The organism is Nocardioides segetis, assembly GCF_051390595.1.
Classification (GTDB): domain Bacteria; phylum Actinomycetota; class Actinomycetes; order Propionibacteriales; family Nocardioidaceae; genus Nocardioides.
This window is the reverse complement of sequence record NZ_JBNINR010000001.1, coordinates 610952-633530: the sequence shown is the minus strand read 5'-3', so window position 1 is coordinate 633530 and position 22579 is coordinate 610952. Positions and strand designations below refer to the sequence as shown.

Here is a 22579-nt window from a genome sequence, read left to right as displayed (position 1 = left end):
GGGATTCGTCCGGGCTACTTGGCGCTGTCGGAGGCCAGGTCGGGCAACCAGGTACTGATCTCCGGGAAGAAGATGAGCACGATGGTCACCAGGATCGCCATCGGCATGAACCACCAGCAGGCGTTGAAGACGTCGTTGAGGCGGATGTTCTGGCCCTGGTTGACCTCGGGCTCCTTCGTGATCTGGTGGATGATGAAGGCGAGGATCCCGACCGGCGGCGTGACGACCGCGAGCTCGCCCATCAGCACCGCGAACGCGCCGTACCAGAGCAGGGAGATGTCGAGCGAGATCAGGGTGGGCATCAGGATCGGGATGGTCAGCACCATCATCGGCAGGGGCTCCATGAAGGTGCCGAGGACGATGTAGACGACCATCATCAGCAGGAGGAACGACACCCGGTTCAGGTCCATCGACTCGACCACGTCGGCGAAGCCGGTGCTGATGCCGGTGAGCGTGAACATCCGCGAGAGGGCCTCCACGCCGACCAGCATGAAGAAGATGGCGCCGACGCTGCTGACGGCGGCCACGGCCCCGTCGGCGATGGTGCGCAGGGGCTTCTTGCCCCACTGCCAGATGAGCGCGATGACGAGCGACACGACGGCGGCGACGGCACCGGCCTCGGTGGCGGTGAAGGTGCCGGAGAACATGCCCCAGACGATGACCGCGATGAGGATCGGGACCGGCCAGATCTTGGCGAGACTCCCGAACCGCGTGCTCCAGGTGACCGGCTCCCCCGCGGTGGCGGCCCCGGCGTCCGGTGCCCAGCGGCGGGCGAAGATGACGATCATCAGGGTGAACAGGACCGCGACCAGGACGCCCGGCCCGATGCCGGCGAGCAACTGCGGGCCGATCGGCACCTCGGCGATGCCGGCGTAGATCACCATCATGATGCTCGGCGGGATGAGCTGGCCGGGCAGGCCGGCGACGATGACCGAGCCGATCGCGAGCCGCTTGTCGTAGCCCGCCTTGAGCATCTCGGGGATGCCGATGCGCGCCAGGGCGTAGGTCGTCCCGACCGACGACCCGCTGACCGAGGCGAGTCCGGCGCCGGCGATGTTGGTGCCGACGGCGAGGCCGCCCGGCATCCAGCCCAGCCACTGCCGACCGGCGGCGTAGACGCTCTCCGTCAGGCCCGCCTTCCAGAGCAGCAGGCCCATCAGGATGAACATCGGGACGACGCTCAGGGTCCACTCGGCGACCTGGCTGTAGGGCAGCGTGGTGAGCGTGCTCTCGACCAGCAGCTCGCCCCGCAGGGCGTACATGCCGAGCAGGGCGGGGACGATCATCGCGACCGCGACGGGCATCCGCAGGAAGATCAGGCACAGCATCAAGACGATGGCGGCGATGCCGATGGCCTCGGGAACCAGTGGCAGGAACATCGCCACCGTCGAGCCGACGACGAAGACCATCGTCACCGCGAAGACGACCCAGGAGCCGGCGCCGTCGCGGGGCGCGGAGGTGGCGGCGGTGGACGCCGTCCCGGATCCCGCGGCCTGCGGCTCGTCGGCCGGCACCGCGTCGGCGGTGTGCGTGTCGATGCTCATCGAGCACCCCTTTCGTCGGCGGCGAACTGCTCGAGCACGAGCAGCTCGTCGGGGTCGCCGGCCGGGCCCTCGTCGGCCCCCTTCACCAGCGCGTGGATCGCGGCGTAGGCGAACTGCACGGTCAGCGAGGCGAAGGCGATGGGGGCGAGGAAGTAGGGCTGCCAGGCGGGCAGGTCGCTGACGCCGGCGGTCTTGCGGATGTCCATCGCGTGGACGGCCTCGTCCCAGCCGTAGCGGGCGAAGCCGAGCGAGACGGCGGCGGCCAGGAGGAACACCACCGCGAGCACGTACTTGCGGGTGACGGCCGGGAACCGCTCGTAGAGGAGATCGGCCGCGACGTGCTGTCCCCGCAGCTGGGCGGCGATGAAGCCGAGGAACGCGACGATCGGCAGATACCAGTACTGCGTGATCTCCAGCGTGTTCGGCATCGGGTTGTCGAAGAAGGTGCGGCTGATCGCGTTGGCCGTGATGTGGACCATCATCACGAAGGTCACCAGCACCGCCGGTACTTCGATCGCCAGCTCCACGGCACGGGTGGCCCGTGACTTCGGCTGCGGTTCGGTCATTGCGAGCTCCAGGAGTAGAGGGTGCGACCGGGCCGCGTGCGCGGCCCGGTCGCGGAGGATCAGCTCGGGCGGTGAGGCTCGAAGACGTCGGCCATCAGCTTGTCGATGAACGCCGAGACATCGATCTTGCCCTCGTCGTACCAGGTGTCGAAGTCGTTGAACCCGACCTCGTCGTCGATGCCGACCTCTCCGACAGCGGCGAGCCAGCTGTCGGCGGCCGTCTGCATGTCCTCGACGAACGCCGGGGCGTCCTCGATCGCGTCCTTCTCGCCCAGTCCGGCCAGGAGCTCCTCGTTGGCGCCCTGCAGGGCGGAGCGCGCGTCGTCGTCGAACGAGAAGAACCCGCCGCCGCTCGCCTTCGCCTTGGTCACCGCGTCGACGGTGTTGGGCCAGATCTTCCCGGTCAGGTTGGTCTCGATGAAGATGTCGAGGCGGTCCCAGAACAGCTGCTGGACGACGAGGGGAAGGGTGTCCCAGGTGGTCTTGCTGAAGGCCATGCCGCCCGGGGCGAGCGCGAAGCCGGCCTCCTCGTCGAGCACGACCTGCGGCGCCTCCTCGATGAACCCACCGAGGACGCCGACCGTCGGGCTGGAGATGGTGCAGTCGACGACGCCGCGCTGGAGGCTCTCGAAGAGCTCCGGGTACGGCACGGACGTCGCCTCGCCGCCGAGGGCCTCGATCTGGTGGCTCTGCGCGGTGCCACCCGAGGCGGCCGTGATGCCCTTGATGTCCTTCAGGCCGGTGCGCTTGTCGCTGCAGAAGAGCGCGTTCGATCCCGAGTTGTAGATCGGGACGAGCGGGACCATGCCGTGGTCGTCGTACTCCGCCATGATCTCCGGGGTGTTGAACGCGACCTCGTTGGGCCAGGCGTTCGACTGCAGGACGCCGGCGACGGGGCTGTGGTTGGAGATGAAGCCGGCCTCGATCAGCATGTTGTTGGCCGGGTACTCCGACGGGTTGTAGATCGGCAGCACCTGGGCGATGTCGAGACGACCGTCGACGAGCGCCTTGTCGGTCTCACCGGGCTCCGCGACGCCGTTGGAGTAGGCGACGTCGAAGGTCACCTTGCCGTCGGACCACTCCGTGATCGCGTTCAGGTAGGCCTCGACGTTGGCGCCGGTCACGGAGCCCTTCGGGGCGGGAGACTGCGTGCGCAGCTCGATCGGATCGACGTCCTCGAACGCCTTCTGGTACTCCTCGAGGGTGGCACCGGCGTCGACGCCGTCGCCTCCCGACGAGGTGGAGCCGCCCGATTCGGCACATCCCGTGAGGGCGGTCGCCCCCACCACAGCCAGTGCGGCCAGCACACTGACCCGCTGCGACTTTCGCAATCCAGCCATCTGACCTGGTTCTCCATCCTGCGGATCTGACGGCCACCTCCGTGGCCTCGGTCATGGTCGTGACGTCGGTCACGCGCCATGAATATCATTAGCCTAGATTGCCGTGAGGTCAAGAGACCATGCGCATCAATTTCGGGGAAATGCGCAGCGGAAGCCCACATTCGCGCTCGCGGAGTCGCCGGGGAGGCCGATCCGCGCCGCCGGGCGGTAGCGCCGGCAGTAGTTGTCGGCGCACAGGAAGGACCCGCCCTTGAGCACCAGCGGCGGGTCGGCGGGCGCCAGCGGGTCGCTCCCCCGCGGACCACAGCACCCGCGCTCCCGGTCCCGGTACGGCGTGGTCGTCCACTCCCACACCTGGCCGACGACGTCGTGGAGGCCGAAGCCGTTGGCCGGATGACCGCCCACCGGGCGGGTTCCCCACCCGGCGGCGCCGACCACGGGGAAGTCGCCGTCCCACACCACGGCGGGCACCGCGCCCCCGGGCCGGGCCACGGGGCCCCACGGGTACTCGTCGGACGAGCCGCCACGGGCGGCGTACTCCCACTCCTCCTCCGTCGGCAGCCGGCCACCGGCCCACGCGGCGTAGGCGGTTGCGTCGCGGAGGTCGACCTGCACGACCGGATGGTCGGCGCGGTCGGTCACGTCGCTGCCGGGCCCCTCCGGGGCGCGCCAGGACGCGCCGCGCACCAGGTGCCACCAGGTCGGCTCGGCGAGGTCGACGGGTCCGTCGGGGACGACGAACACGGCCGCGCCGAGTCGTTCGGCACGGGTGACGTGACCGGTCTCCGCGACGAACCTGGCGAACGCGGCGTTGGTCACCGGAGCGGTGCCGATGGCGAACGGCCCGACCTCGACCTCGCGGACCGGGCCCTCCTCGGCGTAGAACGCGTCGGAGCCCATCGCGAACCGCCCACCGGGCAGGTCCACGGTGTCACCGCGCTCGCTCACTGGGTGTCGAGGGCGAGGCGGCGGGCCTCGGCGAGTCGGGCGGCCAGGTCGGCGGCCACGTCGGGGTCGGGGTGATACGTGGCCGAGCGGATCTCGCCGGTGTAGGGGAAGGAGCGCCGCCTGCGGTAGAGCTCCCAGGAGACCGGCGACCTGCGGCAGATCCCGACGTCGATGCCCTCGAACGGCAGGAACCCGCCGAACCGGCGCAGCCCGGGGAGGTCGAGCGTGGTGCCGTCGCCGAGGCGCACCACGGCGTCCCACCGGCCGGCGCGGGTGGTGACGGCGAGCTCCAGGCCCGCCGCCCCGTCGGCGAGCGGCAGCGGGCCGAACCGTCGTGGCGTGCCGAAGTCGTTGTGCTCGTAGTGCAGAGCGCCGTCCTCGACGAAGACGAGATAGCCGGCGGCCTGACTGCCGTGGGCCAACAGGATGCCCTCGTCGCCCGGGCGATAGGTCCAGTCCACCTCGACGCGCCACGTCGCACCCTGCACCAGCGCGCCGGCCCGATGGCGCTCGAGCGTCGGCGTGCCCGCGAGGATCCGCACCGGCCGCGGCTGCGGCACCGGCGGGCGCTGCAGGAACTTCACGCCCGACCCCTCGTCCAGCGGGTAGACCTGATGGGCCCGCGCCGCCCGGTCGAAGCCGGCGACCAGCTCGGCCACCTTCTCCGGGTGGCGGTCCGCGAGGTCGTGTGCCTGTGTCGGGTCGGAGTCGTGGAAGAGCTGCCACGTCTCGTCCTCGAAGGGCGTCAGCGGGCGACGCACGGTGGCCGCCTCCCAGCCGTCGCGATAGAAGGCACGGTTGCCCACGCACTCGGTGTACTGCTCGCCGTGGGCGGACTCCGCGGTGGCCTGCTCGAGCGTCGCCGCGAAGCTCGTGCCGGCCGGGTCGGCGCCCGGGACCGCCGCCGGAGCCAGCGGCACGTCCAGCTCGAGGAGGTCGACCAGCGTCGGCAGGACGTCGGTGATGTGGGTGTACTGCCGGCGCACCACATCGCCCCCGTCGGGGAAGCGCGCCGGCCACGAGAAGACGAACGGCGACTGCTGCCCGCCCCGGAGCGTGCTGAACTTGTACAGCCGGAAGGGTGTGTTCGATGCCATCGCCCAGCCGCGCGGGTAGTGCGGCCAGGTGGTCGGCCCGCCGAGCTGGTCGAGGATCTCGGGCAGCCGCTCGTCGATATCGCACACGTCGGGGTTCTGCATGTAGCCGAAGTACGACGCCGTGCCGGTGTCGGCGCGCGTGGCCCAGCTCGGGCCGGGGCGGTTCTGGTCGGTCAGGCGGGCGGCCCCGTTGTCGCTGCTGAAGACGATGACGGTGTTGTCCAGCTCCCCGAGCTCGGCGAGGACCTCGCGCAGACGGCCCACGCTGCGGTCGATCGCCTCGACCATCGCGGCGTAGACCTCCATCTGCCGGGCGTGGACCCGTCGCTCGGTCGCGGACAGGTCGTCCCAGGGACCGACGTCGAGACCGTCCTCCCCGTTGCGCTCCGGGAGCACGGTGCCCTCCGGCATGATGCCCAGCTCGATCTGCCGCGCCAGGCGCCGCTGCCGGACCACGTCCCACCCGACGTCGTACCGGCCGCGGTGGCGCGCGACGTCCTCGGCCTTCGCGTGCATGGGCGCATGCACCGCGCCGTGGGAGAAGTAGAGGAAGAACGGCTTGTCGGGATCGGCCGCGCGCACCTCGCGGACCATCCGGACGGCGCGGTCGGTCAGGTCGTCGGTCAGGTAGTAGTCGTCGGGGTACTCGTCGACGTGCACGACCGAGTTGCCCTCGATCAGCCGGTGCGGGTGGTGGAAGTCGGTCAGTGCCTCGAGGAAGCCGTAGTACTGGTCGAAGCCGCGCTGGAGCGGCCAGTTGTGCCGGCTCCCCGCCTCCGAGAAGTCCTCGTCCTTGCACAGGTGCCACTTGCCCACCATCAAGGTGGCGTAGCCGTTGGCCCGGAAGATCTCAGGCAGCACCGGCTGGTCGAGCGGCAGCTCGGAGCGGTAGCCGGGGAAGCCCGGGTCGATGTGGGTCGGGAAGGCGATGCCGGCGGCGTGCGCGTTCAGCCCGGTCATCAGCGCCGCCCGCGTCGGCGAGCACAGCGGCGTCACCCGGAAGTTGGCGTAGCGCACTCCGGCGGCCGCGGTGGCGTCGAGATGGGGAGTCGGGATCTCCGATCCGAAGCACCCGATGTCGGAGAAGCCCAGGTCGTCGGCGAGCACGACCACGACATTGGGCCGCCCGGGGCGGCGGGGTGCCGGATCGGGCCACGACGGCGTCGAGGCCGCCATCGTGGTGTGCACCTCGCCGTCGAAGTCGCGGTAGGGCTCGAAGGGACGCTGGCCGGGCACAGGACCTCCAGGTGGGCGAGCGGTCAGAGGGCCATCGCCACGACGGCGACGGTGAGGACGCCGCATCCGGCGACACAGCAGGCGAGGACGACGGCGGCGCCGGTCGTGGGCAGGGCGGCTCCGGCCTCGATCGCGCGGTCCACCCGGCGCCAGCGCACGACGCCGGCCACGGCGACGTACACGGCCACGCAGGCGAGCACGAGCCCGATGGCGGCGCGCAACCCGAGCGGTACGGCGTCGGCCGGCACGAGGTGCACGACCGCCACCGCGGCGGCCGAGAGCCCGAGGGCCGTGCGGATCCAGGCGAGGAAGGTGCGCTCGTTGGCGAGCGTGAACCGGTAGTCCACGACCGTCCCGGGCGCCTCCGGCCTCACGAGCGCAGGCCGCGCCATGCGGTCGTCCCGCCGTCGACCGGGAGGATCACCCCGGTGAGGAACGACGCGTCGTCGGACGCCAGGAAGCACACCACCTTGGCGACCTCCCCCACCCGCCCGAACCGAGGGATCAGGTGGGCGCCGGTCATCCGCAGCAGCTGTGCCTCGGGGTCCTCGGCGGCGGCGATCACCGACTGGGACATCGGCGTCTCGATCGAGCCCGGCGCGAAGGCGTTGACCCGGATCTCCGGCGCCAGCGAGATCGCGGAGGAGCGGGTCAGCTGGATGACGGCTCCCTTGCTGGCGGTGTACGCCGGCGAGACGTAGCCGGTCATCCCCGCGACCGACGCGGCGTTGATCACCGACGGGCCGCGACCCGACGCCCGCAGATGCGGCGCGGCGGCCTTCGTGGCGAGGTAGACGGCCTTGACGTTCACCGCCATGACCTGGTCCCAGACGTCCTCGGGGAGGGTGTCGACCGCCGCGTCCGGGGTGAGCACGCTGTCGATGATCCCGGCGTTGTTGATGAGGGTGTCCAGCCCCCCGCCGGCCGCGACCGCCTGCTCGACCATGCCGACGACCTCCGCCGACACGGTCAGGTCGACCTCCAGCGCGAGACCTTCGCCGCCCGCCCGGCGCACCTCGGCGACCGTCTCCTCGGCGCCCCCCAGGTTGCGGTCCGCGACGGTCACGAAGGCGGCGCCCTGCCGCACCGCCTCGATGGCGATCTCCCGGCCCATCCCCTGGGCGGCGCCGGTGATCAGCACCCTCTTGTCGCGCAGCATTCCGTGCGTCCTCCTCGGTCCGTGGTCTCGGTGGTCTGGGTCTCGGTGGTCGGGGTCTCGGTGGTCGGGGTCTCGGTGGTCGGGTATCGGTCGGGTGGCTCGGCGCTCAGGGGTGGCCGGGCGTGCCGGACCAGGTGACCAGGGCGTCGAGCGCCTCGACGAGCCCGCCGTCGACCCGCAGCGGGTTGACCTCCAGCCCGTCGAAGGCGGCACCATGCGCCGAGGCCATCGCCTCGGCGAGCCGGCCGATCCCGGCGACGGCGCCGGCGATCGCGGCGCGGTCGGCCGCGGGCCGCCCCCGGACGCCGTCGAGGAGGGCCGATCCGCGCAGGCCGGCGAGCATGCGCAGGACGGTCGACTCGTCGACGGGCAGCGGCGCGAGCGCGACGTCGTCGAGCACCTCGACCAGCACGCCGCCGAGCCCGACGGCGAGGAGCAGGCCCCAGTCCTCGTCCCGGGTCACCCCGACGAGGAGCTCGGTGGCAGGCGGCCGCATGGGCGACATCAGCACCCCGTCGAGCCGCGCGTCCGGGCGGGCCGCGGCACAGGTCGCGACGAGGTCGTCGCACGTCGCCGCCGCGGCGGCGGGATCGACGCCCAGGCGGACGCCGCCGATGTCGCTCTTGTGCCCGATGTCGGCGGAGACGATCTTCATCGCGAGCGGCGCACCGGACTCGGCCGCGGCCTTCGCGGCCTCGTCGGCCGAACGCACGTGCCACGACGGGACCGTCGGCACGCCCGCCGCCTCCAGCAGGGTCCGGGCCTCGGCCTCGGACAGGGGCCGTTCCGCGCTCAGGCGGTCGATCTCGGGGAGGTGCAGCGCGCCGGCGCGCGGGCGCGGGCGCTCCCTGCGGGCCGACCACAGCGCGACCCGGGCGACCCCGTCGACCGCCAGCCGGAGTCCCGGCACGACGTGGCCGATGCCGCCGGAGCGGAGCACCTCACGCGCCTGGGGGCCGACCGGCTGGCTGGTCTGGGTGACGTAGAGGACCGGGACGTCGGAGGCGGCCGCGCCCGCGCCGATCGCGTCGACGAACCGCTGGCCGTAGAACGGCTTGCCGTCCTCGCGCCACGGCAGGCTGTTGATCGCGAGCACCGCGCCGACCGACGGGTCGGTGCCGACCGCCGTGACGGAGTCGGTCCACAGGGTGGGGTCGATGATCGCCGCGCCCGTGATGTCGAGGGGGTTGTGTGCGTGGCCGAAGTCCGGCATCCGCGCACGCAAGGCCGCCGTCGTGGCCGGCGACAGCTCGGGCAGCTCCGCCCCGACCGCATCGGCGAGGTCGGCGACGATGTCGCAGGCGCCGCCCGAGATCGACACGACGCCGATGCCCGGGCGCGTCAGCGGACCGGTGTGGGCTGCGATCCCGGCGGTCACCAGCATCTCCTCGATGGTGTCGACCCGGATCACGGCGAGGTCGGCGAGCATCGCGTCCACCACCCGGTCGTCGCCGACGAGCGCGCCGGTGTGCGAGGCCGCGGCCCGCGCGGCGAGCTCGCTGCGCCCGGCCTTGAGCACGACCACCGCCTTGCCCGCGGCGGCGGCGCGGCGCGCGGCCGTGGCGAAGATCTCGGGCTGCTTGATGCTCTCCATGAACACGGCGACCGCGCGTACGCCGTCGTCGTCGACGAGGGCGTCGACGAGGTGGCCGACGGTCACCATGGCCTCGTTGCCGACGGTGAGGACGTGGGACAGGCCGACCCCCGCCATCGCCGCGAACTCCTTCATCGCCCCGCAGCTCGCGCCACTCTGGGAGACGAGCGCGACCGGACCGGCCTCGGTCGGCGGGTCGGACAGGGCCATCGCGGGGATGCCCGCGGCCACGTTGACGAGACCGAGCACGTTGGGCCCGAGCATCGCGATGCCCAGCTCGTCGGCGAGGGCCACGAGCTCGTCCTGCCGGACCCGGCCCTCCGGCCCGGTCTCGGACCAGCCGGAGCTCAGCACGACCGCGGCGCGGGCGCCCGCCGCGGCGGCGTCGCGCAGCGCGTCGGCGGCGGCGCCGGCGGGGACCATGACATGCACCAGGTCGATCGGCCGGCCGGCCGCCTCGGCGGCCGCGACGCAGGTCGGGTGGGTCGGTCGCCCGTGGACCTCGGCACGTCGGGGGTTCACCAGGAAGGTGCGGTCCTGGTGGCCCGCGGCGACGAGGTTGCCGTGCACCAGGGTGGAGAAGGTCGACTTGTCGCTCGCGCCGACCAGCGCGAAGGTGCGGGGGTTCAGCAGGGCGTCCACGGACTCACGGGTGACCACGGATCACTCCTCCTCGGGGCTGGTCCGGCCGACCCGGCGGCCGGCCTCGCGGCGTCCGGCCTGGTCGGCGTACTTCTCGTCGGCCATCGGCGACGGTCCGCCGGCGCCGGTCATCCCGGCGTCGATCGGCAGCACGATGCCGGTCACGAACGCGGCCTCGTCGCTGGCGAGGTAGACGACGCCGGCCGCCACGTCGGCGGGCTGCAGGGGGCGGGCCATGTAGCGGGAGCGGTCGAGCGCCGCCTCGGCCCCGGCCAGGTCGGAGGCGTCGCCCGCGACCAGGTCGGCGGTCATCTGCGAGACCACGGCACCCGGGATGATGACATTGGCGCGGACGCCGAAGGTGCGCAGCTCGGCGGCGACGGAGTGCGAGAGGCCGATGATGCCGGCCTTGACGGCGCTGTAGACGTGGGCACCGACGCCACCCATCACGCCGGCGGGGCTGGAGGTGGAGATGATGACGCCCGATCCCTGCGGCTTCATCACCCGCGCCGCGTGCTTCATCCCGAGCAGCACCCCCCGCAGGTTCACGGCGATCGTGAGGTCGGCGTCCTCGGTGCGGGTGCGGTCGATCGGGCCGACGGCACCGATGATGCCGGCGTTGTTGAACATGACGTCGAGCCGTCCGAAGCTCTCGACCGCGGCGTCGACCGCGGCGCTGACCGAGGCCTCGTCGGTGACGTCGGTACGCCGGAACACGACGCGCTCACCGAGCTCGGCGGCGAGGGCCTCGCCCGCGGCGACCTGCAGGTCGGCCACGACGACGCTGGCCCCCTCCGCGTGGAAGGCACGCACGGTGCCGGCGCCGATGCCACTGGCGCCGCCGGTCACGACCGCGACCTTGCCGGCGAGGCGCCCGCGCGGTCCGGTCACGAGCCGATCGCGATCGACTTGGTCTCCAGGAACGCGGCGAAGCCCTCGGGGCCCATCTCCCGGCCGATGCCGGACTGCTTGAAGCCGCCGAACGGCGAGCCGTAGGCCTGCGGGCGGCCGTTGATGCTCACCATGCCGGTGCGGACCCGCCGCGCGACGGCGACCGCGCGGTCGTCGTCGGCACTCCAGACCGAGCCCGAGAGACCGTAGACCGAGTCGTTGGCGATGCGCACGGCGTCGTCCTCGTCGTCGTAGGCGATGACGGCGACGACGGGACCGAAGATCTCCTCCTGGGCCACCCGCATCCCGTTGTCGACGCCGGCGAGCAGGGTCGGCGGGACGAACCAGCCGCCCGCCAGCTCCGGCGGGAGGGTGAGGGTCTCTCCGCCGGTGACCACGCGGGCGCCCTCCTCGCGGCCGAGGCTGATGTAGCCGGCGACGCGGTCGCGCTGGCGCTCGCTGACCATGGGACCGATCTTGGTGTCGGCGGCCATCGGGTCGCCGACCCGCTGGGCGGCCATGGCCGCGGCGAGCGCGTCGACGAACTCGGCCTCGCGGGAGCGGGGCACGAGCACCCGGGTCTGGGCGATGCAGGCTTGGCCGTTGACCATCATGGCCATGGGCAGCAGCGCGGGCACCACGACGGACGGGTCCGCGTCATCGAGCACGATCGCGGCGGACTTGCCGCCGAGCTCGAGGGTGACCCGGGCGACCCGCTGGGCGGCGGCGGCCATGATCTTCTTGCCGGCGAGGCTGCTGCCGGTGAAGGCGATCTTGTCGACGTCCGGGTGCTCGACGAGGTGCTCCCCCGCCTCCCGGTCGCCCGGGATGATGCTCAGGACGCCCTCGGGGAGTCCAGCCTCGAGCAGCGCGTCGGCGAAGGCGTACGCCGTCAGCGGGGTCTCCGGCGGCGGCTTGAGCACGACCGAGCAGCCGGCGGCGAGCGCCGGCGTGATCTTGAGGGACGGCGTGCTGAGCGGTCCGTTCCACGGTGTGATCGCGGCGACGACGCCGACCGGCTCCTGCGTGACCAGGCTGGTGTTGCGGCCGTCCGTGCGGACCTCGTCGTAGGCGAAGGAGCGGGTGTGCTCGGCGTAGTAGCGCGTGTGCCGGATCGGGTTCGGCACGTGCGCCATCTCGCTGAACCACAGGGGGCAGCCGAGCTCGGAGGTGATGCTGACGGCCAGCTCGGCCGCTCGCTTCTCCAGGTGGTCGGCCGCGCGGAGCAGCACCTCAGCACGCTCCTCGGGCGAGGTGCGGGACCAGACGCCGGAGTCGAACGACGCGCGGGCGGCCGCGACGGCGGCGTCCACGTCCGCCGGGCCGGCGAGCGCGGCCGTTCCGACGAGTTCTCGCGTGGCCGGGTTGCGGACCTCGACCACCTCCCCACCACGGGGCGGCTGCCAGGTGCCACCGATGAACAGCTCGGGCCGGTCGCTCAACGACATGGAGTCGGGCCTCCCTCTGGCGACGGATCGCCTCACGGGTGTCTATTGCTGATAATGAAACATACCGTATCGTGCGGCGTGACGCCAGCCACAGAACGAGGAGTCCCGTCCATGGAACCAGCACGTGTCGTGATCGTCGGCGCCGGCCTCGCCGGCCTCCGGACGGCCGAGCGGCTGCGCCGCGAGGGGTACGACGGTGCCCTGACCCTCGTCGGCGCCGAGGAGCACCTGCCCTACGATCGACCACCGCTGTCCAAGGCACTGCTGGTCGACCCCGGGCCCGTCGCGCCGCCCCTGCTGCGCGCCGCGGACCGGTACGCCGAGCTCGACCTCGACCTGCGCACCGGCGTGCGGGCGACCGCCCTCGACGCCGCCCGTCGGACGATCACCCTCGCCGACGGCGCGGTCGTGGAGGGCGAGCACATCGTCGTCGCGACGGGCCTGGTCGCGCGCGACGTGCCCGGGTGGGCCGGCGTCCCCGGGGTCCACACCCTGCGCACCTACGACGACTGCCTCGCCCTGCGCGAGGCGGCCGAGGGCGCGGCCCACGCCACCGTGGTCGGCGCCGGCGTGCTCGGCAGCGAGATCGCCGCAGCGCTGCGCACCCGCGGCCTCGCGGTCGACCTGGTCGAGCCGCTGCCGCAGCCGCTGCACCGTGTCGTCGGCGAGGAGGTCGGCGCGTTCGTCGGCGCCCTGCACCGCGACCACGGCGTGCGGACCCACCTGGGCGCGACCGTGGCCGGCCTGGAGCAGGACCACGCGGGGCGCGTGCGCGCCGCGACCCTCGACGACGGCTCCCGGTGGGAGACCGACCTCGTCGTCACGGCGGTCGGCGGCACCCCCGACGTCGCCTGGCTGCGCGACTCCGGTCTCGCGGTCGCCGACGGCGTGGTCGTCGACGCCGAGGGGGCCGCGTCGGTCGCCGGCGTCTGGGCGGTCGGCGACGTCGCCTCCGTGCCCGGCCCCCGCGGCGGCCGGCTCCGGCTCGAGCACTGGACCGCCGCCGGCGACCTCGCCGCCACGGTGGCCCGCAACGTGCTGGCCGACCTGCGCGGCGCACCCCGCCGGGCACACGCCGAGGTCCCCTACCTGTGGACCGACCAGTACGACACCAAGGTGCAGGTCCTGGGCCTCCCGCGGGCCGAGGACGAGGCCGTGCTGCTCGCCGGCTCCTTCGCCGAGGCGGCCTTCCTCGTCGCCTATGTCGCCGACGGCCGGGTCCGCGCGGTCGCGGGCGCCGGCATGCCCGGCCCGCTCATGCGCTGTCGGGCCGCGGTCGCCGGCGCCGTACCACTGGACGAGCTGCGGACCCTCGCTCCCTGGGAGCGTAGGAAGGTGTCGGCATGACCACCGACCTCCAGGCCCTCCTCGAACGGGTCGCCCGGCTCGAGGAGGCCGAGCTCGCCCGCAACCTGCTGCACGCGTACGCCGAGGTGCTCGACGACCCGACGCCGGAGGCGGTCGCCGCCCTGTTCGTCGAGGACGGCGTGCTGAGCGTCCCGGCCGGCGACTTCGCCGGGCGGGAGGCGGTCGCCGGGTTCTACCGCGACCGCCTGACCGGCGCCTCGGAGAAGCGGCACTTCATCATGAACGTCCACACCCGCCCGCTGGAGCCGGGCGTCGTCGAGGTGGCGTCGTACTTCGTCTTCACCGCCCGCGAGGCCGCAGCCAGCGGGCTGGGCTGGGGAACCTACCTCGACATCGTCGACGTGACCGACGGCGTCGCGCGGTTCCGGCACAAGACGATCACCCCTCACCTCGCGACCGACCTCGCGACGGGGTGGCCGGCGGCGCCGTGACGGAGGCGGAGCTGTAACTACCTGTTCATGCCACCGGCGTACCGGTCTACGGGTCAGGTGGCAGCAAGGACAGGTAGTTACAGTCAAGAGTGCCCGCTGCGCCGCCGAGCGCCCTGCCCGATCTCAAGCGGTCTTGCGGTCACCGTGCACTCGGCGGATCTCGTCGGCATCCCGCAGCAACTCCGGGCTCGTATCACGCCCATAGACGCGATCGGCCTCGACCTGCGCACGTCGGACTCGCGCGACGGTCCCGTCGCGTCGTTCATTCCAGTGATCCGACCAGACCACCTGGGAGACCACCAGACCTCGGTCCCGGATCGCGCGCTCGCGGAGTTTGGCCTCCCACGCCGCGTTCTCGACGTCGCTGGCCACCCCGCCGTGGTCGCGATGGCGCAGCTTGACTCGCCCATCGGCTTCGGTCACGTGGTTGCCGACCACCATGTCGCACCAGACGATGCCGCGATCGGTCCGAATCGGGAATTGAGTCTCGGGTCGTCGGCCGACCGCTTCGATGACGAGCGCACGGGTGATGCTCTCGAGCGCAGTCTCAGCACCAGGATCAGCCAGGTCGATGCATGTCTCGACGTGGGTGCGCCCGGGCCAGTTCTCCATGACCGCAGCGGCCGCCTCGAGATCGACTCGCGTCGCCCCGGCGCGCAGCACGGCGTCGCAGGCGACCAAGCCGCTGCGTACGCCGTGCGTCCGCGCCATGTCAACGCCGGTACGAGCGTGGTTCAGCGCACGCAGACCATCCTTCTCGATGACCTGGCCGGGATCGAAGCGAGCCAGGTGCCGTCCGACCCCGTCTCTGGTCCAGGCGTTGGTCCATCCGGGGCGCGTCAGGTGGACGAGCGGTGCGGTCAATGCGAGCACCGGTAGGCCGAGGAGGTGGCACGCCGAGTCATGACTCAGCACCCACCCACGTTGGATGGTCTTTGTCGCGGCGCGAGCCATGAGGAGCGGGCGGCCGACGTACTCGTCGAGACCGTCCCAGATCGATCGCGTGGTGTAGACACCCCGACGCACGGCGATCCAGACCCCGTCGCGTAGGAGGGCGCGGATCGTGCTCGGGCTGACTCCGAGGTCGAGAGCCTCGGCACGGCTGATGAGACCGTACTGAGCGGCGATGACAGCTTCCACACGAGGATCCACGCACCTGAGCATCGGACGTCACCTGTCACCGCCCCCAGTACCCCTGGCTGGGTTGTGAGTAAGGGCCGTCACCGCCCGCGCTGTGGACAGATGAAGGCTCGTCCTGTGGACAGAGTGACGAATGCGCGAACCTGCAGGGCGGCATCGCGCTGCAACTACCTGTCCTTGTCTCTGGCTGACCGGTCTACAGGTCAGATGGCAGCAAGGACAGATAGTTACAGCTTGCCCGGCCCGCCTCAGCGGAAGGCCGGGAGCACCTCGTTCTTGAACTTCTCCAGCGTCGCCAGCACCTGGTCCTGACCCAGGTCGTACCACTGCATGCGCAGCACGATGTGGGTCAGGCCCTGGGCCTCCAGGTCCTTGAGCGCGGCCACCGCCGAGGCCGGGTCGGTGAACAGGTACGACGCGTCGGCGACCTCCTCGGCCGCCTGGTCGGTCTGCAGGTGCTTGTAGGCGTCGCCCTGCTGCGGGGCGTTGTACGCGGCGTACTTCTGGGTGAGCGCGCCGCGAGCCGCGACGCCGATCGCGCGGGCACGGTCACGGTCGTCGTCGAGCACCAGCTCACGACGGACGACGAGCTCGGAGGTGGACTTGCCGAGCCGCTCGCGCTCCGCGCGATAGTGACCGAGCACCACGGCGAGCCGCTCGGGCGTCACGTGGGGCGGGACGATCCAGGCGTCACCCAGCCGCGCCGCCCGCTCCGCCCCCTTCTTGTGGGGGCCTGCGCCGATCCAGATCTGCGGGCCGCCGGGCTGCACCGGCGTGAGGCTGATGCGCTGGTCCGCCAGGCGGAAGTGCTGGCCGTCGAAGGTCGTCTGCTCACCGGTCCAGAGCTGGCGGATCAGGCGCACCCCCTCGTCGTACCGGCCGACCCGGTCGTCCATGGGGATCCCGAACGACGCGAACTCGTTCTCCCGGTAGCCCATCCCGAAGCCCGCGACGGCGCGGCCTCCGGTGAGGTGGTCGAGGGTGGCGAACTCCTCGGCGACCTCGACCGGGTGACGCAACGGAAGGATGAACATGTTGGTGCCGAGCGTCATCTCGCCGGCGTCCTGGGCGAGCGCGGCGAGCAGCGGGACCGGCTGCAGCGTCGGCATGCTGCCCAGATAGTGCTGGAGCACCCAGACCGAGGAGATCCCGGCCTGCGCGGCCGCCCGGACCTGCTCGCGCAGCATCGCGACCCTCGACGCCGGTACGACGTCCGGCGGGAAGTCGTTCATGATGGCGAGGCCGAACTTCAGCGACATGGTGTCCTCCAGTGAGATCGTCGAATGACGGAAGGTGCTCGGGTCATGGGATTGCGGCATCGACGGTGATGCCGATCTTGCCGCGGGTCCCACCGCGGGCGAGTGCGCGATGCGCCTCGACGACGTCATCGAGGGCGAACCGCGACGCGAGGTGGACGCGGAGCGCACCGTCCGCGCACCAGCGGGCCAGGGTCTCCAGGCCGTCGTGGTCGGGCCGGACGGCGGCGCGTCGCGCGCGCACTCCCGCCCGGGCCGCGAGCTCGTCCAGGCCGGCATCGGCTCCTCCCGGTACGCAGACGACCACGCCGCCCGGGACGGTCACCGCCACGGACGCCGCCAGGGCCGCGCCGCCGATCAGGTCGACGACCGCGTCGACCGGCACCACGGACGCTCCGTCGGTGTCATCTCGGAATTCGTCCGCCCCGAGCCCCCGGACGAACTCCCCCTTCTCGGCACGGTCGACGGCAACGACCTCCGCACCGAGGATCTTCGCGATCTGCACCGCGAGGTGGCCCACGCCGCCCGCCGCGCCACGAACGAGCAGTCGTCGTCCGGGGCGCGCCTCGGCCAGATCGCGCACGGCGGAGAGGGCAGTCAGGCCCGCGAGCGGGAGGGCGCCCGCGGTCGCGGCGTCGACCGCTTCCGGCAGCGCTGCCAGGTGCTCCGCCGGAGCCACGACGTGGCCCGCGTAGGAGGCCGCCTGCTCCGGGAAGCGGGGCATGCCGAAGACCCGTTGCCCCGCGACGAGCGAGGCGACCCCCTCGCCGACGCCCTCGACGATGCCGGCGACGTCCCAGCCCACGGAGATCGGGAACGGGCCCAATGATGCGGCTGCGCCTCTCCCCTCGCGCGTCTTGACGTCGATGGGGTTGACCGAGGTGGCCGCCATGCGCACCAGCACCTCGCCGGCGCCGGGACGAGGGGCGTCCACGACCGCGTGCTCGAGAACCTCCGGGCCGCCGTACGCATGCTGCACCACGCGCAGGGAGGCCGGGCCGGTGGGCTCCGTTCGCATGGTCACTCGCGCGGGAGGCCGAGGCCGCGGGCGATGATGCCGCGCTGGATGTCGTTGGTGCCGCCGCCGATGACGTACATCGGCGCGACACGGATCGCGGCGTCGTACCGGCCGGCCAGGGCGGCCTGGGGACCCAGGACGTCGAGACAGGTCCGGCCGAGCTCCTCGGCCAGGTCGCCGCTGAGGACCGCGGCCATCGGGCCGGCGAGCCGGGCGTCGCCGCCGCCGTCCATCGAGCGCGTCGCCCGCAGGACCAGGGCGCGGGCGGCCTGGAGCCGGGCCCCGGCCCAGGCGACCCGGTCGCGGTCCAGCGCGTCGACCTCGCCGCCGGAGGCGATGCGGGCGCGCAGCTCGTCGAGCAGCTCGTCGTAGTGGCGTCGCAGGGTTGCGGCGACCCCGCCCATCACCACGCGCTCGGCGGTGAGGGCGTCGGTGATGACCTTCCAGCCACCGTCCACCTCGCCGACCCGGGCGGCGTCGGGCACCCGCACGCCGTCGTAGAAGACCGTGCAGGAGACCTCGCCGGAGAGCGCGACATGCTGCTGCACCGTGATGCCCGGCGTGTCCATCGGCACCAGGAAGATGGTGATCCCGGCGTGGCGAGGGGTGGCGTCCGGGTCGGTGCGGACGGCGAGCCAGACGTGGGAGGCGGTGTGGCCGCGGGTGGTCCACAGCTTCTGGCCGTCGATGACCCAGCCGTCGCCGTCGCGCACGGCGCGGGTGCGCAGCGAGGCCAGGTCGGAGCCGGCCTCGGGCTCGGAGTAGCCCAGGCAGAACGCCATCCGGCCGGCATGCAGGAGCGGGAGGAACTGTTCCTTCTGCTCGGGGCTGCCGTGCCGCAGGAGCGAGTGGCCGATCAGCATCGTGGCGCTCATCGCGCGGTCGACCGGCCCTCCGGCGTACTTCATCTCCTCGTGGAGCACGACCTGCTCCTCGACCGAGACGGTGCGCCCGCCGTGCTCCTCGGGCCAGTTGAGGGCGAACAGGGCCTGCTCGTCCATCTCGGCACGAAGGGCCTCGACATCGTAGTCGTCGCCCCGGCGGTGCCGGGCGAGCAGGTCGCGGACCTCGCCGCGGAACGCCTCGGCACGCTCGCCGAGGTGGAAGTGGGGAAGCCGCGCACCGGCGAGCAGCCGGGCGGCGACGCCGTCGGCCCGTCGGTCGTCGAGCAGGCCCGCGCCGAGGTGCGAGAGGTCGGCGTGCACCCGCCGGAAGAGCCAGGCGGCCTCGTGCTCCTCGAAGAAGCCCACCGCGCCGAGGGTGTGCTGGGCACCGGCGAGCACCCGCTGGGCGGCGGTGCGGGCGTGGCGACCCGCCAGCGCGGCGGCGAGCGCGGCGTCGTCACGGCCCGCGACGAGGGCGCCCACCGCCTCGTCGATCAGCGCGTCGCTGGCGGCGAGGTCGATCTGGCACGCCGCGACCCGCTGCTGGACGGCGCCGAACGCGCCGATCGCGCGCCCGAACTGACGGCGCGTCCGCGCGTGCTCGACGGCGAGCTCGTGCGCTCGCGCCGCGGCGGCGACCGCGCGGGCGGCGACGGCCAGGCGCAGGACGGCGACGGCGTCCGCGAGCGCGTCGGCGTCGAGGGTGCGCTCGGCCACCGGCTCACCGGCGACGACCTGCCGCCACGCGGGCCGGGCCAGGCCGTCGACCGGCTCCGCGGCGGCGATCGTGCGGAGGGAGAGCGTGCCCAGGGAGGTGTCGACGACGAGCACGTGGGAGGCCGTGCCTGCGTCGTCGACGATCAGGTGCCGCGCCGGGCCCGCGGCGACGACCACCGGTCGCACCTCCCCGGTGCCGATGGCGTCCGCGAGGTCGGGGAGCAGCCGGGCGGCGACGTACGCATCGGCGAGGGGCAGCGGGCAGGCGCGACGACCGAGGGTCCGCACGGCCGCGACGAGGTAGTCGGCCGCGCCCTCGGGGCCGAGCTGGTACCAGCCCTGCTGGGCGGCGATCTCGGCGACCTTGGCGCTGTCGGCCGATGCGGCGTCGACGGCCGCCGGCCAGGCGCCGTCCAGTGCGCCGGCGACCGCGTCCCGGAAGTCGTCCACCTCGGTCATCCGCTGCTCCGTCCTTGCGTCCTGGGTCCTATCTATGAATACCATATTCATGATCAATGGCACAGTGCCACGTCCGCCCAGGAGGCTCGCCGTGTCCTTCCCGCACCTGTTCTCCCCGATCGAGGTCGGTCCGCTGACGGTCAAGAACCGCGTCGTGCTGCCCCCGCACGCCCACGTCGTGTCGAGCCTGTGGGGCACCGACGCCGAGGCGGAGCGGCATCTCGGCTACTGGGCGGCGCGCACCTCGGCCGGCTGGGTCGACGGCGTCTCCGCCCATGTGCGCAACCATCTCGCCCCCGGGTTCGAGCCGACCGGCGTCGGCGCGCAGTACGACGGCCACTTCCGCCAGCCCTACTTCCTCGACCGTGTCGGCCGGCTGGCACAGCTCCTCCACGCCGACGACACGATCCTCACCGTGCAGATGATCCTCCAGGGCGGGATGCCGCACGCGGCGTCCCCCGTGCCCAGCGGGCCGATCGTCAACCAGGTCCCGCACGCGCTGACCGATGAGGAGATCGACTGGTTCGTCGAGGAGTACGCCCACGGCGCGCAGCAGGTCGCCGCCGCCGGCGCGGACGGCGTCGAGCTGCACCTCAACCACGACGACATGCTGGAGTACTTCCTCTCCCCGCTGACCAACCACCGCGAGGACGAGTACGGCGGCGATCTCGCCGGCCGACTGCGCTTCCCGCTGCGCATCCTGGCCGGCCTGCGCGCCGCGATGGGCCCCGACCGGGTCGTCGGCGTCCGGCTCAACCTGCGCGAGGAGGAGCCCGGCGGCTACGGCGTCGACGGGCCCGACGGCGCCGTCGCGATCGCCCGCGCCCTCGAGGCGAGCGGGTACGTCGACTACCTGTCCTGCGCGATCGGCAGCCCCTGGGGCAACCCGTCCTACATCCAGTCTCACCACCACCGCCCCGCGGCCTGGTCCGGCCTGGCCGGCAAGGTCAAGGAGGCGGTCGGCGTCCCTGTCGTCTACACGGGCCGCGTCACCAGCCCCGCCGTCGCCGAGGAGGTCCTCGCCGCCGGTCACGCCGACCTGGTCGGCATGGCCCGGGCGATCATCGCCGACGGGCAGCTGCTGGTGAAGGCGCGCGAGGGACGCACCGAGGACATCCGGCCGTGCGTCGGCGGCAACGAGTGCATCAGCCGCCGCATCGTCGAGGGCACTCCCTTCTCGTGCGCCGTCAACCCCGAGGCCGGCAAGGAGGCCGACCGTGCCGTCCACGCCGCCGACGCACGACGCCGCGTGCTCGTCGTCGGCGGCGGACCCGCCGGCCTGGAGGTCGCGGGCATCGCGGCCGAGCGCGGCCACGACGTCACGCTGTGGGAGCGCGGCGAGATGCTCGGCGGACAGCTGCGGACAGCTGCCCGGGCGCCACACCACGAGGACTACCGCGCCTACCTGGCCTGGCAGGAGCGACGCCTGGCCGCCGCCGGGGTGCAGGTGGAGACGGGGCGTACGGCGAACGCGGCCGACGTGGCGGCGTACGGCGCGGACCGGGTGGTGCTCGCGACGGGCGCGTCGCCGCGGCGTACTGCCGTCCCCGGGGTGGAGCTGCCCCACGTGCACACCTCCGTCGACGTCCTGGACGGCGACGCGGCGCTCGGCGAGCACGTCGTCGTGATCGCCCAGGACGATCACCTGCCGCCGCTGTCGGTCGCCGACCACCTCGCCGGGCGCGGTCACCGGGTCACCGTCGTCCACGGCACCGCCGGCCCGGCGCCGCTGGTGAGCCGTTACTCGCTGGGCTCGATCCTCGGCCGCCTCGACGCCCGCGGCGTGGTGCTGCGCGCCTCGGAGCAGCCGGTGCTCATCGAGGCCGGGCGGGTCGTCGTGCGCCACGTCTACTCGGGCGAGCGGCGCGACATCGCCGGCGTCGACAGCGTGGTGCTGGCCTGCGGAGCGGTCCCGGAGACCGGCCTCGCCGACGCCCTGCGCGCCCAGGGCGTCGCGCACGACGTCATCGGCGACGCCTACGCCCCGCGACGCCCGGTGTTCGCGACGAAGCAGGCCCGGGAGCTCGCGCTCACCCTGTGAGCGCCCGACCGGGTCAGTCGTAGTACGAGCGCCCCTTCTGGGCCAGCACGTCGTCCCCACCGTCGACGACCAGGCAGGCGCCGTTGACCCGCGGGGCGCGCGCGAGGAAGAGGGCGGCGTCGGCGATGTCGGCGGCCGTGGTGGGCACGCCGCTGGAGGAGTTCGCGGCGAGCCGACGATAGGGGGTGTCGAGGTCGTCGACATCGCCCATCAATCCGGCCGACAGCGAGCTGACGGTCCCGCCGGGGGCGACCGCGTTGATCCGCAGGCCCGACGGTGCGAGCTCGACGGCGACCGACTCCACCAGTCCCTTCACCGCGTGCTTGGCGGCGGTGTAGACGTGCGGGCCGAGCCCACCGCGCACGCTGGCCACGCTGCCGGTGCACACGATCACACCGCGCCCCTGGGGCCGCATCACGCGCACCGCGTGCTTGACCGTGAGGAAGACGCTGGTGAGCAGCAGGTCCGTCGTGCGCCGGAAGTCGGCGAGCTCGGTGTCCTCGATCCGGCCGGTGACGCCGACGACGCCCGCGTTGGCGAAGACGGCGTCGAGCGGGCCCAGCTCCGCCGCGGCGTCGACAGCGGCGGCGACCTGGTCCTCCTCGGTCACGTCGCAGGGAACGAAGCGCGCGCCGCCGCGCAGCCGCTCGACCAGGGCGTGCCCGGCGCGCTCGTCGACGTCGGCGACGACGACGCGGCCCCCGGCGGCGACCACGCCCTCCACGATGGCGGCGCCGATGCCGCGCGCGCCACCGGTGACCAGGGCGACCGCCGGGCTGCTGTCCATGGGCTCTCCTCCT

The 22579-nt window shown here is 72.9% G+C and carries 18 protein-coding genes; 3 read left to right on the top strand and 15 right to left on the bottom strand.

The window, feature by feature from the left end:
- Nucleotides 1-14: 14 nt before the first annotated feature.
- The 10 genes from ACPZVR_RS02845 to ACPZVR_RS02800 all read right to left on the bottom strand — a co-directional run bounded on the left by ACPZVR_RS02845 (nucleotide 15) and on the right by ACPZVR_RS02800 (nucleotide 12465).
- Nucleotides 15-1544 carry a TRAP transporter large permease gene (locus ACPZVR_RS02845; RefSeq protein WP_436698048.1) on the bottom strand — a complete coding sequence of 510 codons (1530 nt, stop codon included), beginning with the start codon at nucleotides 1542-1544 and terminating at the stop codon, nucleotides 15-17.
- Nucleotides 1541-2110, bottom strand: a complete 570-nt coding sequence (locus ACPZVR_RS02840; RefSeq protein ID WP_436698047.1) for a TRAP transporter small permease — start codon at nucleotides 2108-2110, stop codon at nucleotides 1541-1543. The genes ACPZVR_RS02845 and ACPZVR_RS02840 overlap by 4 nt, the downstream gene beginning before the upstream one ends.
- A 59-nt stretch (nucleotides 2111-2169) precedes the next feature.
- Nucleotides 2170-3450 carry a TRAP transporter substrate-binding protein DctP gene (gene dctP, locus ACPZVR_RS02835; RefSeq protein ID WP_436698046.1) on the bottom strand — a complete coding sequence of 427 codons (1281 nt, stop codon included), beginning with the start codon at nucleotides 3448-3450 and terminating at the stop codon, nucleotides 2170-2172.
- Nucleotides 3451-3576: 126 nt separating this feature from the next.
- Nucleotides 3577-4377, bottom strand: coding sequence for a formylglycine-generating enzyme family protein (locus tag ACPZVR_RS02830; protein WP_436698045.1), 801 nt, complete (start codon nucleotides 4375-4377; stop codon nucleotides 3577-3579).
- A gap of 17 nt (nucleotides 4378-4394) precedes the next feature.
- Complete coding sequence (locus ACPZVR_RS02825; protein WP_436698044.1) at nucleotides 4395-6731, bottom strand: arylsulfatase; 2337 nt, start codon at nucleotides 6729-6731, stop codon at nucleotides 4395-4397.
- A 23-nt stretch (nucleotides 6732-6754) separates the two neighbouring features.
- Nucleotides 6755-7105, bottom strand: coding sequence for a YidH family protein (locus ACPZVR_RS02820; RefSeq protein ID WP_436698043.1), 351 nt, complete (start codon nucleotides 7103-7105; stop codon nucleotides 6755-6757).
- On the bottom strand, nucleotides 7102-7890 hold the full coding sequence (locus ACPZVR_RS02815; RefSeq protein WP_436698042.1) for an SDR family NAD(P)-dependent oxidoreductase: 789 nt from the start codon (nucleotides 7888-7890) through the stop codon (nucleotides 7102-7104). The genes ACPZVR_RS02820 and ACPZVR_RS02815 overlap by 4 nt, the downstream gene beginning before the upstream one ends.
- A gap of 106 nt (nucleotides 7891-7996) precedes the next feature.
- Nucleotides 7997-10144 carry an acetate--CoA ligase family protein gene (locus tag ACPZVR_RS02810; RefSeq protein WP_436698041.1) on the bottom strand — a complete coding sequence of 716 codons (2148 nt, stop codon included), beginning with the start codon at nucleotides 10142-10144 and terminating at the stop codon, nucleotides 7997-7999.
- A 3-nt stretch (nucleotides 10145-10147) separates the two neighbouring features.
- The gene (locus ACPZVR_RS02805; protein WP_436698040.1) at nucleotides 10148-11017 is read right to left on the bottom strand and encodes an SDR family NAD(P)-dependent oxidoreductase; all 870 of its coding nucleotides are present in this window, start codon (nucleotides 11015-11017) and stop codon (nucleotides 10148-10150) included.
- Entirely contained in the window at nucleotides 11014-12465 is a 1452-nt protein-coding gene (locus ACPZVR_RS02800) for an aldehyde dehydrogenase (protein WP_436698039.1), read from the bottom strand. Before ACPZVR_RS02800 ends, ACPZVR_RS02805 begins: the two co-directional genes overlap by 4 nt.
- Nucleotides 12466-12576: 111 nt before the next feature.
- Between ACPZVR_RS02800 and ACPZVR_RS02795 the strand changes: the two genes are divergently transcribed.
- Both ACPZVR_RS02795 and ACPZVR_RS02790 read left to right on the top strand, forming a co-directional pair.
- Complete coding sequence (locus tag ACPZVR_RS02795; RefSeq protein WP_436698038.1) at nucleotides 12577-13812, top strand: NAD(P)/FAD-dependent oxidoreductase; 1236 nt, start codon at nucleotides 12577-12579, stop codon at nucleotides 13810-13812.
- Nucleotides 13809-14264 carry a nuclear transport factor 2 family protein gene (locus ACPZVR_RS02790; RefSeq protein ID WP_436698037.1) on the top strand — a complete coding sequence of 152 codons (456 nt, stop codon included), beginning with the start codon at nucleotides 13809-13811 and terminating at the stop codon, nucleotides 14262-14264. Before ACPZVR_RS02795 ends, ACPZVR_RS02790 begins: the two co-directional genes overlap by 4 nt.
- Before the next feature lie 123 nt (nucleotides 14265-14387).
- On the opposite strand, the gene ACPZVR_RS02785 is transcribed toward ACPZVR_RS02790, so the two are convergent.
- The 4 genes from ACPZVR_RS02785 to ACPZVR_RS02770 all read right to left on the bottom strand — a co-directional run bounded on the left by ACPZVR_RS02785 (nucleotide 14388) and on the right by ACPZVR_RS02770 (nucleotide 19738).
- Nucleotides 14388-15416, bottom strand: coding sequence for a type IV toxin-antitoxin system AbiEi family antitoxin domain-containing protein (locus ACPZVR_RS02785; RefSeq protein WP_436698036.1), 1029 nt, complete (start codon nucleotides 15414-15416; stop codon nucleotides 14388-14390).
- 236 nt (nucleotides 15417-15652) lie between these two features.
- Nucleotides 15653-16663, bottom strand: coding sequence for an LLM class flavin-dependent oxidoreductase (locus ACPZVR_RS02780; RefSeq protein WP_436698035.1), 1011 nt, complete (start codon nucleotides 16661-16663; stop codon nucleotides 15653-15655).
- Nucleotides 16664-16706: 43 nt separating this feature from the next.
- Entirely contained in the window at nucleotides 16707-17678 is a 972-nt protein-coding gene (locus ACPZVR_RS02775) for an NADP-dependent oxidoreductase (RefSeq protein WP_436698034.1), read from the bottom strand.
- A gap of 2 nt (nucleotides 17679-17680) precedes the next feature.
- The gene (locus ACPZVR_RS02770) at nucleotides 17681-19738 is read right to left on the bottom strand and encodes an acyl-CoA dehydrogenase family protein (RefSeq protein WP_436698033.1); all 2058 of its coding nucleotides are present in this window, start codon (nucleotides 19736-19738) and stop codon (nucleotides 17681-17683) included.
- Between the two features lie 91 nt (nucleotides 19739-19829).
- On the opposite strand from ACPZVR_RS02770, the gene ACPZVR_RS02765 reads away from it, so the two are divergent.
- Entirely contained in the window at nucleotides 19830-21779 is a 1950-nt protein-coding gene (locus tag ACPZVR_RS02765; protein WP_436698032.1) for an oxidoreductase, read from the top strand.
- Between the two features lie 13 nt (nucleotides 21780-21792).
- On the opposite strand, the gene ACPZVR_RS02760 is transcribed toward ACPZVR_RS02765, so the two are convergent.
- Nucleotides 21793-22566: an SDR family oxidoreductase gene (locus ACPZVR_RS02760; RefSeq protein ID WP_436698031.1), complete on the bottom strand. Its 774-nt coding sequence runs from the start codon at nucleotides 22564-22566 to the stop codon at nucleotides 21793-21795.
- Between the last annotated feature and the right edge of the window lie 13 nt (nucleotides 22567-22579).

Coding starts and splice junctions, on each gene's coding strand:
- ACPZVR_RS02845 (WP_436698048.1), bottom strand. CDS start 1,544: ATGAGCATCGACACGCACACCGCCGACGCGGTGCCGGCCGACGAGCCG.
- ACPZVR_RS02840 (WP_436698047.1), bottom strand. CDS start 2,110: ATGACCGAACCGCAGCCGAAGTCACGGGCCACCCGTGCCGTGGAGCTG.
- dctP (WP_436698046.1), bottom strand. CDS start 3,450: ATGGCTGGATTGCGAAAGTCGCAGCGGGTCAGTGTGCTGGCCGCACTG.
- ACPZVR_RS02815 (WP_436698042.1), bottom strand. CDS start 7,890: ATGCTGCGCGACAAGAGGGTGCTGATCACCGGCGCCGCCCAGGGGATG.
- ACPZVR_RS02800 (WP_436698039.1), bottom strand. CDS start 12,465: ATGTCGTTGAGCGACCGGCCCGAGCTGTTCATCGGTGGCACCTGGCAG.
- ACPZVR_RS02795 (WP_436698038.1), top strand. CDS start 12,577: ATGGAACCAGCACGTGTCGTGATCGTCGGCGCCGGCCTCGCCGGCCTC.
- ACPZVR_RS02790 (WP_436698037.1), top strand. CDS start 13,809: ATGACCACCGACCTCCAGGCCCTCCTCGAACGGGTCGCCCGGCTCGAG.
- ACPZVR_RS02780 (WP_436698035.1), bottom strand. CDS start 16,663: ATGTCGCTGAAGTTCGGCCTCGCCATCATGAACGACTTCCCGCCGGAC.
- ACPZVR_RS02775 (WP_436698034.1), bottom strand. CDS start 17,678: ATGCGAACGGAGCCCACCGGCCCGGCCTCCCTGCGCGTGGTGCAGCAT.
- ACPZVR_RS02770 (WP_436698033.1), bottom strand. CDS start 19,738: ATGACCGAGGTGGACGACTTCCGGGACGCGGTCGCCGGCGCACTGGAC.
- ACPZVR_RS02760 (WP_436698031.1), bottom strand. CDS start 22,566: ATGGACAGCAGCCCGGCGGTCGCCCTGGTCACCGGTGGCGCGCGCGGC.